The sequence below is a fragment of the Pseudacidovorax sp. RU35E genome (assembly GCF_900156165.1).
Taxonomy (GTDB): Bacteria; Pseudomonadota; Gammaproteobacteria; order Burkholderiales; family Burkholderiaceae_C; genus Xenophilus.
The window spans coordinates 15,783-28,351 of the sequence record NZ_FTMY01000001.1 but is presented as its reverse complement, the minus strand read 5'-3'; the positions used below and the strand labels follow the sequence as shown (position 1 = coordinate 28,351).

The following is a 12,569-nucleotide window of genomic DNA, read 5'->3' as shown; positions in this document are numbered from 1 at the left end:
ACACCATGGCTGCCGCTGCCAATCCCCGCCTCACGCCGCCGCTGGCCCTGGCCCTGCCGCTGGGCCTGTTCTTCGCCGTCTTCGTGCTGGCGCCCATGCTGCTGCTGGCCTGGGTGAGCCTGCACGACGACACGGCCATGACGCAGTTCGGCGTCGGCCAGTACCTCAAGTTCCTGGGCGACGGCTTCAACCTGGGCATCCTGGGCAGCACGCTGTGGCTGGGCCTCAAGGTCACGCTGCTGGCGCTGGTGGTGGGCTTTCCGCTGGCCTACCTCTACACGCAGGCACCGCCGCGCTGGCAGGGCGTGCTTCTGCTGCTGGTGCTGCTGCCGCTGCTCACCAGCTCGGTGGTGCGCACCTTCGCGTGGGTGGTGATCCTCGGGCGCCAGGGCATCGTCAACACGGTGCTGCTGGACCTGGGGCTGATCGCCGATCCGCTCAAGCTGCTCTACACGCCCGGCGCCGTCACCGTGGCGCTGGCGCAGATCGAGCTGCCGCTGATGGTGCTGCCGCTGATCACCGCGCTGGCCAACATCGACGGCAACCTGCGCCAGGCCTCGCTGGCGCTGGGCGCGGGCCACTGGCGCACCTTCTGGCAGGTGACGCTGCCGCTGGCGATGCCGGGCCTGCTGGCCGGCAGCCTGTTGGTCTTTGCGAGCAGCGTGAGCGCCTTCGTCACGCAGACGCTGGTGGGCGGCGGGCAGCAGATGTTCATGCCCTTCTACATGTATCAGCAGGCCATCCAGGCCAACAACTACCCCTTTGCCGCCGCCGTCGCCATGCTGCTGCTGGTGTGCGTGCTGGGGGTGGTGGCCGCCATCAACGCGCTGGGCCGGCGCAGCAAGGGGTTCGTCCATGGCTGAGGCCTTCGTTTCGGGCACGCCGGTGCCTGCCACCGCATCGGCGCCCACGGCCCGCGCCAACCTGCGCGGGCGTGCCGAGCGCCTGTCCTTCAAGCTGGTGTTCGGGCTGCTGGGCCTGATGGCGGCGGTGCTGCTGCTGGCGCCGACGGTGATCGTGGTCATCACCTCCTTCACCAGCGGCTATTCGCTCAAGTTCCCGCCACCGGGCTATTCGACGCGCTGGTACGAGGCGCTGTGGGACCAGTCGCCCGAGCTGATCGAGGCCTTCGTGCTGTCGCTGGAGCTGGCCGCCACGGCCACGGCCATCTCCATCGTGCTGGCGGTGGCCGCGTCGCTGGCCCTGGCCCGTCGGCGAGAGACCTGGGCCCGGGCGGCCGAGGCGCTGTTCCTGTCGCCGCTAATGCTGCCTGCGCTGGCCATCGGTCTGTCGCTGCTGATGCTGTTCAACCTGGCGGGCACGGGCCTGTCGTTCACGACGCTGGTACTGGGCCATGTGGCCATCACGGCGCCCTACATCCTGCGCACCACCACGGCCAGCCTGGCCCAGCTGGACGGCGCGCTGCTGGAGAGCGCCCATTCGCTCGGCGCCTCGGGCGTGTTCGCCTTCCGCACGGTGACGCTGCCGCTCATTGCGCCGGGCGTGGCGGCGGGCGCGTTCATCGGCTTCATGTATTCCTTCGACAACGTGGCGGTGTCGCTCTTCCTGTCGGACGCGCGCAGCGAGGTGCTGCCGATCCGCATGTGGCACATCATCGAGTCGAGCCTGGACGTGCGAGCCGCGGCGGTCTCGGGCGTGCTGATCGCCGCGACCATCGTGCTGATGGTGGTGATGGAGCGGGTGGCCGGCATCTCGCGGCACATGCGATGAGCGGTGCGCACGCGCCATTCACGCGCGCGCTCCTGCCCAGGCGTGGAGCGCGGCGCGGATCAGGGCGCGGGCGCCACCCGATCGCCACCCCAGCGCAGGCGCAGCGCGAGGTAGTCCTCTTCCAGCACGCCGTCGCGCAGTTCCAGCGGGTAGTCGGTGAGATGGCAGAAGCGCTCGATGCTGTAGTCGCCCAGGTCCACGCGCCGCAGGCGCGCATGGCGCAGCGCCAGCACCAGCGTCTGCACGCCGGCGATGCGCAGCGCGCCTGCGCACATGGGGCACGGCTCCATCGTGCAGTAGAGCGTGGCGCCCTGCGCGGCCTGCGGGCCATGCGCGCGGAAGGCCGACTGCAGCGCGTCGGTTTCGGCATGCGCCATCGGATCGGCGCGCGTGTTCTGCCGGTTCTGTCCATAGGCCAGCACGCGGCCCTGCTTGATCAGCACGGCCCCCGTGGGCCAGTCGCCACGGGCATGGGCGTCCAGTGCCTCGGCCAGTGCAGCGCGCATCCAGTGGATGTCGGCTGCATCCTGGGTCATCGGCGATGCGGGCATGGTCACGGCAGTCATTTTGATTACTCCCTTTCCTATTGATGGAGACAGCACGCATGAGCAAGAAGCGAACCCTGCTGCGCGGCGCCCAGGCCTTGCTGGGCGACCGGCACGAGCATGAACCGCGCCCGCTGGACGTGCTGGTCGAAGACGGCCGCATCGCCGCCATCGAGCCGGCCGGCACGCTGGGCGGCGCCGACCGCGTGGTCGACCTGTCGCGGCACCTGCTGGTGCCAGGCCTCGTCAACGGCCACCAGCATTCGCATGAGCACTTCCAGCGCGGCCGCACCGAGAACCTGCCGCTCGAACTCTGGATGCACCTGGTGCGCACCCGTATGCCGGTGCCGCTGACGCCGCGCCAGGCCTACCTGCGCACCATGATCGGCGCCATCGAGTCGCTGCGCACCGGCTGCACCACGCTGGTGGACGACATGGCCCTGGGCGCGGCCATCGACCGCCCGCGCATCGAGGCCTGCCTGCAGGCCTACGACGATGCCGGCATCCGCGCGCTGGTGGGCTTCGCGATGATGGACAAGCCCATCGTCGACAACTTTCCCTTCCTGGCACAGCACATGCCGCCCGCGATGGCCGAGGAGATGCGCGCCGGCCGCCGGCCCGACCCGCAGGACTGCCTGGCCCTGGTGCGCGAGCTGGCCGCGCAGCGCCATCCGCACAGCCGGCGCGTGGGCGTGCTGGTGTCGGCCTCGGCCCCGCAGCGCTGCACCGAACCCTTCCTGATGCAGGTGCGCGCGCTGGCCGACGAACTGGCGCTGCCGGTCATCACGCATGTGCAGGAGACGCGGCTGCAGGTGGTCACCGGCCAGCTGTTCTACGGCTGCCCGATGGTCGAGTACCTGGACCGCATCGGCTTCCTCAAGCCGGCCACCAGCCTGATCCATGCCGTGTGGCTGAACCCGCGCGAGATCGAGGCCCTGGCCCGCACCGGCGCCACCGCGCAGCACAACCCATGGAGCAACCTGCTGCTGGGCTCGGGCATCCAGCCGGTGCGCGAGCTGCTGGACGCGGGCGTGAACGTGAGCCTGGGCTCGGACGGCTCCTGCTCCACGGTCACGGTGAACATGCTCAACGTGCTGGGCAGCGCGGCGGCGCTCTCCAAGATCCGCGGCGACGACCACGCCCGCTGGCTCAGCGCACGGGAGGCGCTGCATGCCGGCACCGTGGCCGGCGCGCGCGCACTGGGCTTCGGCGACCGTCTGGGCAGCCTGCGCGTCGGCGCCATGGCCGACCTGGTCGCCTACCGCACCGACACCGTCACCTTCACGCCGATGAGCGATCCGGTGCGCCAGCTCGTCTATGCGGAGCGCGGCGCGGGGCTGGACTTCTCGATGGTCGATGGCGAGGTGGCGATCCAGGACGGCCGGCTGGTGCGTGTGGACGAAGCCGCGCTGCTGGCCGAGATCCAGCATGAGTTCGCCGAGCTGATGCCGCAGTACGCCCGCGCCGAGGCCGATATGGCGCCAGTGCTGGCTGCCATGGAGCGCATCCATCGCGAGGGGCTGGCTACGCCCGTCGCGCCCGATACCTTTGTCGCACGCTTGCCATGACCCCTGCTCTGCCCCCGCGTGACTTCTGCGGCTACGGCGACGACGTCCCCACCCTCCGCTGGGCCGGCGGCGCTGGCCTCGCGGTCTCCTTCGTGCTCAACATCGAGGAAGGCGCGGAGTTCGCCCTCTCCGCCGGAGACGAGCGCAACGAGGGCTGCCACGAGGTCACGAACGAGATCCGCGGCGTGCCCGACCTGTGCATGGAAAGCCACTTCGAGTACGGCAGCCGCGTGGGCTACCGGCGCATCGTGCGGCTGCTGGCCGAGGTGGGTGTTCCGCTCACGCTCAACTGCTGCGGCCGCGCGCTGGAGGCCACGCCCTGGATCGCCGAGGACGCCATGCGCCGCGGCTTCGAGCTGTGCTGTCACGGCTGGCGCTGGGAATCGCATGCCCACCTGGCCGAGACCGAGGAGCGCGAGCGCATCGCGCGCACGGTGGCCACCGTCACGCAGTTGACGGGTCGGCCGCCGGTGGGCTGGCACACCAAGTCCTCGCCCTCGGTGAACACGCGCCGGCTGCTGGTCGAGCACGGCGGCTTTCTCTACGACAGCGATGCCTACAACGACGACCTGCCCTACTACCGCGAGGTGGCGGGCCGGCCGCACCTGGTGCTGCCCTATGCCTTCGACACCAACGACATGCGCTTCTTCGACAGCCATGCCTTCGTGACGGGCGACGACTTCGCGCGCTATGCCATCGATGCCTTCGAATGGCTGCGGGCCGAATCGCAGGAGGCGCCGCGCATGATGTCCATCGGCCTGCACACCCGCATCATCGGCCGGCCCGGGCGCATCGGCGGCCTGAAGACGCTCGTCGACCACATCCGTGGCGCGTCCGGCGTGTGGCTGGCCACGCGCGAGCAGATCGCCCGTCACTGGCTGGCCGAGGTACCGCCGCCCGCGGCAAAGGAAGCTGCATGAAGCTGCTGCTGATCAACCCCAACCGCACCCAGGCCGTGACCGACGCGGTGCTGGCGGCCGCGCGCACGGCCGCCCGGCCGGGCACCGAACTGCTGGCCGTCACCGGCCGGCAGGGCCCGGCCATCATTGCGTCGCGTGCCGAGAACGCGCTGGCCCAGCAGGAGGTGCTGGAGCTGGCTGCACAGCATGCGGCCGAGGTGGATGCCATCGTGCTCGGCGTCTCGCTCGACAGCGCGCTGTGGGCCTGCCGCGAGCTCTTCGATGTGCCCGTCGTCGGCATGACGGAAGCCGGCCTGTTGATGGGCGCCACGCTGGCCGGCCGCGTCGGCGTGCTGACCTATGGCGCGCGCATGGCGCCGCTTTACCGCGAACTGGTCGAACAGCACGGCCTGGCCGCGCGCCTGGCCGGCATCGAGACGCTGGAGGTGACGCCGCAGCAGACCTTCGAGACCCCGCTGCGCGTGCAGGAAGCCGTGCTCGCCGGCATCGAACGGCTGGTGCAGCGCGACGGCGCCGAGGCCGTGCTGCTGGCCGGCGCGGCCATGGCCTCGATGGCGCCGGTGCTGCAGCCGCGCGCCAGCGTGCCGCTCCTCGACGGCGTGGCCTGCGCCGTCGCGCTGGCCCAGGCCCGCGTGGACCTCGCCCTGCCCGCCGCGCGTGCGGGCAGCCTCGCGCCGCTGCGCGGGCGGGACGTGACCGGCGTGACGCCCGCGCTGGCTGCGCGCTTCCGGGGCGCAGCGGCATGAGCGCCGGCCCTGCCACCCCGCAAGGCGCGCCTGCCTCAGGCTCCGTCGAAGCACAAGGTCGTCCAGCGGCCGTGAACCGCCTCGCCGCCGCCTCCGTTCGCCCTGAGCCCGTCGAAGGGCAGGACGGCGCACCTGCGTCGATCCCGCCGCTGCACGACATGGACGCCCGCGAACTGGCTGCCCGCGTCGCATGCCGCGAACTGACGGCCACCGACGTCGCACGTCACTTCGTCGCCCGTGTCGAGGCGCTCAACCCCGGCCTCAACGCCATCGTCCAGTTCGACCCCGCCCGCGTGCTCGCCGAGGCCGAGTCCGTGGACCGGCGACTTGCCGCCGGCGAATCGCTGCCACTCGCGGGCGTGCCGTTCACCGTCAAGGACAACCTCTGGGTCGAGGGCTACCGCATCGCCCAGGGCTCGCTGCTCTTCGAGGACTTCGTCGCCCCGCGCGACGCCTGGGCCGTGGCCCGCCTGCGCGCGCTGGGCGGCGTGGTGCTGGGCATCACCAACTGTTCCGAATTCGCCTGCAAGGGCGTGACCAGCAATCTGGTCTACGGCGCGACGCGCCATCCGCTCGACCCATCGCTGACGCCCGGCGGCTCCTCCGGCGGCGCCGTGTCGGCGCTGGCCAGCGGCCTGGGCCTGCTTGCGCTGGCCACCGATGCCGGCGGCTCCACGCGCAGGCCAGCCGCGCACTGCGGGCTGGTGGGGCTCAAGCCCAGTGCCGGGCTCATCCCGCATCCGTGGGGCTTTGCCGAGCCGAACTACGGCCTGTCGGTCATCGGCGTGCTGGCGCGTGGCGTGGCCGACTGCGCCTGGGCCTTCGACCTGCTCGCGGCCTACGACGCTGGCGATCCGGCCGGTGTGCCGATCCCGAGCGGCCTCACGCAGCCGGTGCCAGAAACGCCGCCGCGCGACTTGCGCATCGCCTGGAGCCCGCGCCTGGGCTGCGACTTCGCCATCGACGAGGACGTGCTGGCCCAGTTGCAGGCCCGCGTCGATGCCCTGCGCGCCGCCGGCTGGCAGATCGCCGATGCCGACCCGCCCTGGCCGCCCGAGGCGCGCGAGTACCCGCTGATCGCCCTGCAGCATGCCGGCCTGCATGCGCTCTACGGCGAGCAGTGGGCCGCCGACCCGACGCGCATCGATCCGGTGCTGGGCGGGCAGATCGAGACCGGCGCCCGCATCGCGCCCGCCGATGTGGCGCGCGCCCTGCGCCTGCGAGAGCGCATCGCGCACGCGCTCGCGGGCTTCTTCGAGCACTACGACCTGCTGCTGTGCCCCACCGCCCCGGTCACCGCCTGGCTGCTGGAGCAGTTGGGCCCGCCCGTCATCGGTGGCCAGCCCGCCGGGCCGCGCGGCCATGCGGCCTTCACGCCGCTCTTCAACTATTGCGGCGTGCCGGCGTGCGCCGTGCCCGCCGGCACCGTCCGCGGCCTGCCGGTGGGCTTGCAGGTGGTGGCGCCACGCTACGAGGATGCGCGGGTGCTGGGCTTCGCGGCGGTGGTGGAAGGCTGCGCGGCCTAGCGGCGGCGGGGATTCGAAGCTCGCCGCGCTGAGATACTGGGTCCATGCACGACATGCTGGATCCACACGCATGAGGCGTCTTGGCACCTCTGCTCTGCTGCTGGTCACCGCGCTCGTGATGCTGCCCGCCATCGCCCGCGCCCTGCCCCGCTTCGACGACGTCCGCCGCGACTTCCGGCCCTCCGACGTGCAGGTGCTGGACCAGGGCGGCGCGCTGGTGCAGCGGGTGCGCACCGACGCCACGGTCCGCCGCGGCCAGTGGATCGGCCTGGCCGACGTGTCGCCCGCACTGCGCAACGCGCTCGTCTACAGCGAGGACCAGCGCTTCTACGAACACAGCGGCGTCGACTGGCGCGCCGTTTCGGCCGCCGCCTGGGGCAACCTCTGGAACACGCGCACCCGCGGCGCCTCCACACTGACCATGCAGCTGGCCGGCCTGCTCGACGAGGATCTGCGCCGCGGCGCCAGCGGGCGCAGCCTGGGCCAGAAGGTGGAACAGGTCTTTGGCGCCGCCCAGCTGGAGCGCGACTGGCGCAAGGACCAGATCCTGGAGGCCTACCTCAACCTCGTGCCCTTCCGCGGCGAGCTGGTGGGCATCGACGCCCTCTCGCGCACACTCTTCGCCAAGGCGCCGCATGGCCTGGACGCGCGCGAAGGCGCCATCGCCGCGGCGCTGGTGCGCGCGCCCAATGCCTCGGCCGCTCAGGTGGCGCGCCGCGCCTGCGAGGTGCTGCGCGCCATGCAGCCGACGCCGGCGCCCGACTGCGAATCCCTGGCCTTCTTCACCCAGGCCGCGCTGCAGCGCCGTGCCTTCGACGCCAGCGAGGGCATCGCGCCGCACTTCGCCCGCCAGGCGCTGCGCCAGCGCAGCGGCGATGCGCCGACCCTGCGCACCACGCTGCGCGCGCCGCTGCAGCGCGCCGCCGTCGAAGCGCTGGACCGCCAGATGCGCGAACTGCGCGGCCGCAACGTGCAGGACGGCGCCGCCGTGGTGCTGGACAACGCCAGCGGCGCCGTGCTCGCCTGGGTCGGGTCCTCTGGCGCGCACAGCCGCGCGGCCGAGGTCGATGCCGTGCTGGCGCCGCGCCAGCCGGGCTCCACGCTCAAGCCGCTGCTCTATGCGCAGGCCATCGCCGAGCGGCGCCTCACGGCCGCCTCGCTGCTGGAGGATTCGCCCGCGCAGATCGTTACGCCCGGCGGCCTGTACATCCCGCAGAACTACGACCGGCATTTCAAGGGCCTGGTCTCCGCGCGCACGGCGCTGGCCGCCTCGCTCAACGTGCCGGCGGTGCGCACGCTGGTGATGGTCTCGCCCGACGCCTTCGCGCGCCGCCTGCAGGCCGCCGGCCTGGCCCTGCGCGAGAGCGGCGACTACTACGGCTACAGCCTCGCCCTGGGCAGCGCCGAGGTCAACCTGCTGGCCCTGACCAATGCCTACCGCATGCTGGCCAACGGCGGGCGCTACACGCCCACGCGCCTGCTGCCCGGTGCCGCCGCAGAGCCGCCGAAGCCGGTGCTCGACGCCGGCGCGGCCTTCATCGTGGGCGACATCCTGTCGGACCCGAACGCGCGCGTGCGCACCTTCGGGCCCGACAGCCTGCTGGCCACCCGCTTCTGGACGGCGGTGAAGACCGGCACCAGCAAGGACATGCGCGACAACTGGGCCATCGGCTGGTCGCAGCGCTACACCGTGGGCGTGTGGGTGGGCAATGCCGACGGCTCACCGATGTGGGACGTGAGCGGCACCAGCGGCGCGGCACCCGTGTGGGCCGAACTGATGCGCCAGCTGCACCAGCGCGAGCCCAGCCGCGCGCCCGCGCCGCCGCCGGGCGTGGTGCAGCAGGCCGTGCGCTATGCCGCGGCGGACGGCGGCGAGCGCGGCACGCCGCTGGAAGCCGCCCGCAGCGAATGGTTCCTGGCCGGCACGCAGCAGGCGCTGTTCACGCCCTCGTCCATCCGGGCCGGGGCGAGCGACGAAGCCGCCGGCCGGACCGCGCGCATCACGGCGCCGGCCGACGGCACCATCCTGGCGCTGGACCCGGACATCCCGCCACGCCACCAGCGCGTGCGCCTGGCCGCCGACGGCGCGCCCGGCGATGTGCAGTGGCGGCTGGATGGCCGCACGCTGGCACGCGGCACCGCGGCCGACTGGCTGCCCTGGCCAGGCCGCCATCGGCTGGAACTGGCCGATGGGCGCGGGCAGGTGCTGGACAGCATCCGCATCGAGGTGCGCGGCGCGGGCGTGGTGAGCGGGCCGCCGCAGCGCTCGCCCTCTCGCGGAGCCCATCCATGACCCCGATGCGAGGGCGATTCGCGGCCCTGTTGCTGCTCCTGGCCAGTACAGCCCTGGCCCACGCGGGGCCCGACCGTCGGGCGGTCTACGGGTCCGACCCGGCGCAGCGACTGGACATCTATCTGCCCGCCCGGCCGCAGGGCGCGCCGGTGCTGGTGATGGTCCACGGCGGCGCCTGGATGTTCGGCCGCCCCGATGCGGCCAATGTGGTGGACGCCAAGGTGGCGCACTGGGTGCGCGAGCGCGGCTTCGTCTTCGTCTCCGTGGGCTACCGCCTCGTGCCGGCGGTGGACGTGCGCACCCAGGCAAGGGATGTGGCCCGCGCCCTGGCCGAAGTGCAGCGCCTGGCGCCGGCCTGGGGCGCCGATCCCGGACGGTTGGTGCTGATGGGCCATTCGGCGGGGGCGCATCTGGTGGCATTGCTGAGCGCCGACCCGGCCCTGGCCACGGCCGAGGGCGCCCGACGCTGGCGGGCCACGGTGGTGCTCGACAGCGCTGCCCTGGACACCGAAGACCTGATGCAGCGCCCGCACCTGCGCTTCTATGACCGGGCCTTCGGCGCCGACCCTGCCCTCTGGCATGCCGTCTCACCCACGGCGCGCCTGGTGCCGGACAGCCTGCCGATGCTGCTGGTCTGCGCCAGCGAGCGGCGCGACGATTCCTGCGCCCAGAGTTCGCGCTTTGCGGACCGTGTGAAGGCAGCGGGCGGCGAGGCCGACGTGCTGGTCCAGCCACTGTCCCACAGCCAGATCAATGCCCTGCTGGGCGAAGGCAGCGCCTACACGGCGGCTGTGGACCGATTCATCGACGCACGGCTGGCAGGCCGATGAGCAGGCACCGACGGCAGCGCAGCGGGGCAGATCAGGGCGCGAGGATGGCGCCGCCCACCACCCCGATCAGAAGCGCCGCAGCACGTGCCAGGGCCGCCAGGTGCGCCGCTCGCTGACCGAGGTGCTCAGCGGCATCCGGCCCGACGGCGGCGACACGGCGTGTGTGTCCTTGCCCTGGTTCTTCGCGCGGTACAGCGCCTCGTCCGCCAGCGCGAGCGCGCGGTTCAATGGCACATCCGGCTCGACGGTGGCCACGCCTGCGCTCACGGACAGCCGCATGCCGTCCACCCGCAGCTGGTGCGTCCTCGACACACAGGCTGCTGCCACGTCGGCAGGCGACGCGGCCGGGTCCTCGACCCAGATGCAGAACTCCTCACCGCCCAGACGAGCGCACAGGTGCGGCGCGCTGACACGTTGCAGCGTATGCGCGACGGCCACCAGCGCCCGGTCGCCACCTTCATGACCCAGGCGCTCGTTGACGCGTTTGAAGTCGTCCACGTCCAGCAGCACGATGTTGAATGCGCGCTCCGGCGCCGCGGCGATGGACGCTGCCGCGCGCTCGAAGAAGGCACGCCGGTTGGGCAGGCCCGTGAGCGGATCCTCGTAGGCCAGTGCCGCCAGCCGGAGCCGCAGCAGATGGCCAGCGCGCCGCTCGCGCGACAGCGCCAGGTGGGCCACCACGCACATCAGCAGGGCGCAGCCGCCCAGCAGCGTCAGCACGGGCCGCTGCGCAGCGGGGACGCTGCGCATCAGCCCCCAGTCCAGAAAGACCGCCCCCACCGCAGCGATGGCGACGAGGAAGTCGCGCAGCCTCACATGGCACAGCGCCAGGCACATGCCGAAGAGCATCATGAGGGGCGGCGTCCAGAAGGCCTGGGCCGCGCTGCCGTCCAGGATCAGCCGGAAGGAGAGGGCCAGCGAGACAGTGACCAGCAGACCGCCCAGGCTCAACACCCAGGCGGGTCGCCGCTGCAGCGACAGCAGCATTCCCGCCGCGGCGAGTGCCGTGCACAACAGCTCCATCATCAGGTCCTCGCCCGCGCGCGACAGCGTGACGCCCAGCGTCATCAACCAGATGAGCACGCCCGCGCCCTCGCAGGCCAATGCGAGTGGCCGAACCTCCTGCCAGACGGCCGCACGCAGTTGCGCCGCCTGCGCCGCGGGGGCCGAGGGCACGAGCCATCGCCAGCCGCGGCGCAGGCCCCGGTAGGCCTGCAACTGGGCGCGCATCAGGTTGCGCCCTCCGGCGCCATGACCACGCGGTTCTTGCCCGTGCGCTTGGCTTCGTTCAACGCGCCATCCGCACGCCGCCACGCCTGCTCCAGCGCCTCGCCGGGCATCACCCGTGCTGCACCCGCGCTCAGCGTGAGGCCCACCCCCTGCACCGACACGCGCCGGGCGGCTTCGACAATGGCGCCGGCATACGTCAACAGGCCGGCATGCGACGGGGCCGGGACCAGCACACAGAATTCCTCGCCGCCCGTGCGCCCGGGCACCACGCCGGGAGGCAGCCGGGACAGCAGTCGGCCCACGGCCTGCAGCAGCAGATCGCCCACTTCGTGGCCGTGGCAGTCGTTGACGCGCTTGAAGTCGTCGACATCGAGCGCGATGAAGCCCTGCGCCTCGGTGCCGCCGAGCCGCTCGCTCGCCGCACGTACGAAGCCGCGCCGGTTCGGCACGCCGGTCAGGGCGTCCTGATAGGCCATGGCAGTCAGCGACAGGGCGGCGGCAACCCGGCGCCGGCGCGCCACCGCCACGCCCCGGTGCAGCAGCAAAGCCAGCACGAAGCTGCCGACCAGCAAGACGACCCGCAGCGCGCGCTCGACCGGATCCAGCCCGAAAGACAGCCCGTGCACCAGCACCGACCACACGGCAAAGCTACAGAAGAGATAGCTGCGCAACCGCACCTGCACGAGACCGAGCACCAGGGACAGCATGAGGCACAACGGCAGCACCCAGAGTTCGCTGCCGCCCAGAACATCGAGCTGGAATGCACAGCCCGCCGCGATGGCGACGGTCAGCAGGCCCATGCCACCATCATGGCTGCCCACATCGCGGGCCATGAAGCAAAGGACCAGGCCGGCGGCCTGCACGACGCTCCAGGACCAGACCGAATGCACGTGACCCGCCAGGTGGGGCCACGCTGCCCACAGCGACAGCAGCCAGCACAGCGTGGCGACGCCGCCCAGCGCGCGGGCGGGCCGACTGAGTTGGCGGAACACCGCATCGTCCACGGCCCGCGGCGGATCTGCGGCTGGCGCAGCCGCACCGGAAGACGCCTGGCCGGCCTCCGCGGCAGGGAATTCCAGACCGAATGGCGAACTATTGATTGTCAAAACTTTGTTTCCAGCTTGGGCTGGCCGCAAGTTAGACAGGAAGCGCGTCACGCCGTGTCAGCCGGCTTCCCCAG

General features: G+C 72.1%; 11 protein-coding genes. 8 read left to right on the top strand and 3 right to left on the bottom strand.

Features of this window, described 5'->3' with window-relative positions; translation table 11 throughout:
• Positions 1 to 5 precede the first annotated feature (5 nt).
• The gene (locus tag BXA03_RS00120) at positions 6 to 863 is read left to right on the top strand and encodes an ABC transporter permease (RefSeq protein WP_076503633.1); all 858 of its coding nucleotides are present in this window, start codon (positions 6 to 8) and stop codon (positions 861 to 863) included.
• Positions 856 to 1,731: an ABC transporter permease gene (locus BXA03_RS00115; protein WP_083715767.1), complete on the top strand. Its 876-nt coding sequence runs from the start codon at positions 856 to 858 to the stop codon at positions 1,729 to 1,731. Before BXA03_RS00120 ends, BXA03_RS00115 begins: the two co-directional genes overlap by 8 nt.
• A gap of 59 nt (positions 1,732 to 1,790) precedes the next feature.
• Here the strand turns inward: BXA03_RS00115 and BXA03_RS00110 are convergent, their stop codons facing one another.
• On the bottom strand, positions 1,791 to 2,297 hold the full coding sequence (locus tag BXA03_RS00110) for a nucleoside deaminase (RefSeq protein WP_083715766.1): 507 nt from the start codon (positions 2,295 to 2,297) through the stop codon (positions 1,791 to 1,793).
• A gap of 38 nt (positions 2,298 to 2,335) precedes the next feature.
• Between BXA03_RS00110 and BXA03_RS00105 the strand changes: the two genes are divergently transcribed.
• The 6 genes from BXA03_RS00105 to BXA03_RS00080 all read left to right on the top strand — a co-directional run bounded on the left by BXA03_RS00105 (position 2,336) and on the right by BXA03_RS00080 (position 10,159).
• On the top strand, positions 2,336 to 3,844 hold the full coding sequence (locus BXA03_RS00105; protein WP_076503186.1) for an amidohydrolase family protein: 1,509 nt from the start codon (positions 2,336 to 2,338) through the stop codon (positions 3,842 to 3,844).
• Positions 3,841 to 4,764 carry a polysaccharide deacetylase family protein gene (locus tag BXA03_RS00100; protein ID WP_076503185.1) on the top strand — a complete coding sequence of 308 codons (924 nt, stop codon included), beginning with the start codon at positions 3,841 to 3,843 and terminating at the stop codon, positions 4,762 to 4,764. The genes BXA03_RS00105 and BXA03_RS00100 overlap by 4 nt, the downstream gene beginning before the upstream one ends.
• Positions 4,761 to 5,510 (top strand): aspartate/glutamate racemase family protein, encoded by a 750-nt coding sequence (locus BXA03_RS00095; protein ID WP_076503184.1) that lies wholly within the window; start codon positions 4,761 to 4,763, stop codon positions 5,508 to 5,510. Before BXA03_RS00100 ends, BXA03_RS00095 begins: the two co-directional genes overlap by 4 nt.
• Positions 5,511 to 5,581: 71 nt before the next feature.
• Positions 5,582 to 7,036, top strand: a complete 1,455-nt coding sequence (locus BXA03_RS00090; RefSeq protein WP_200803312.1) for an amidase — start codon at positions 5,582 to 5,584, stop codon at positions 7,034 to 7,036.
• 70 nt (positions 7,037 to 7,106) lie between these two features.
• Complete coding sequence (gene pbpC, locus BXA03_RS00085; RefSeq protein ID WP_076503182.1) at positions 7,107 to 9,329, top strand: penicillin-binding protein 1C; 2,223 nt, start codon at positions 7,107 to 7,109, stop codon at positions 9,327 to 9,329.
• Entirely contained in the window at positions 9,326 to 10,159 is an 834-nt protein-coding gene (locus tag BXA03_RS00080; RefSeq protein WP_076503181.1) for an alpha/beta hydrolase, read from the top strand. The genes pbpC and BXA03_RS00080 overlap by 4 nt, the downstream gene beginning before the upstream one ends.
• Positions 10,160 to 10,225: 66 nt before the next feature.
• Here BXA03_RS00080 and BXA03_RS00075 read toward each other — a convergent pair whose 3' ends face one another.
• Complete coding sequence (locus BXA03_RS00075) at positions 10,226 to 11,389, bottom strand: GGDEF domain-containing protein (RefSeq protein ID WP_076503180.1); 1,164 nt, start codon at positions 11,387 to 11,389, stop codon at positions 10,226 to 10,228.
• Complete coding sequence (locus BXA03_RS00070; protein ID WP_076503179.1) at positions 11,389 to 12,393, bottom strand: GGDEF domain-containing protein; 1,005 nt, start codon at positions 12,391 to 12,393, stop codon at positions 11,389 to 11,391. The genes BXA03_RS00075 and BXA03_RS00070 overlap by 1 nt, the downstream gene beginning before the upstream one ends.
• Positions 12,394 to 12,569: the final 176 nt, after the last annotated feature.

Bases quoted from the DNA above. Each gene is read 5' to 3' on its own strand.
- BXA03_RS00110 (WP_083715766.1), bottom strand. From the start codon at position 2,297: ATGACTGCCGTGACCATGCCCGCATCGCCGATGACCCAGGATGCAGCC.
- BXA03_RS00095 (WP_076503184.1), top strand. From the start codon at position 4,761: ATGAAGCTGCTGCTGATCAACCCCAACCGCACCCAGGCCGTGACCGAC.
- BXA03_RS00105 (WP_076503186.1), top strand. From the start codon at position 2,336: ATGAGCAAGAAGCGAACCCTGCTGCGCGGCGCCCAGGCCTTGCTGGGC.
- pbpC (WP_076503182.1), top strand. From the start codon at position 7,107: ATGAGGCGTCTTGGCACCTCTGCTCTGCTGCTGGTCACCGCGCTCGTG.
- BXA03_RS00120 (WP_076503633.1), top strand. From the start codon at position 6: ATGGCTGCCGCTGCCAATCCCCGCCTCACGCCGCCGCTGGCCCTGGCC.
- BXA03_RS00080 (WP_076503181.1), top strand. From the start codon at position 9,326: ATGACCCCGATGCGAGGGCGATTCGCGGCCCTGTTGCTGCTCCTGGCC.
- BXA03_RS00100 (WP_076503185.1), top strand. From the start codon at position 3,841: ATGACCCCTGCTCTGCCCCCGCGTGACTTCTGCGGCTACGGCGACGAC.
- BXA03_RS00115 (WP_083715767.1), top strand. From the start codon at position 856: ATGGCTGAGGCCTTCGTTTCGGGCACGCCGGTGCCTGCCACCGCATCG.
- BXA03_RS00075 (WP_076503180.1), bottom strand. From the start codon at position 11,389: ATGCGCGCCCAGTTGCAGGCCTACCGGGGCCTGCGCCGCGGCTGGCGA.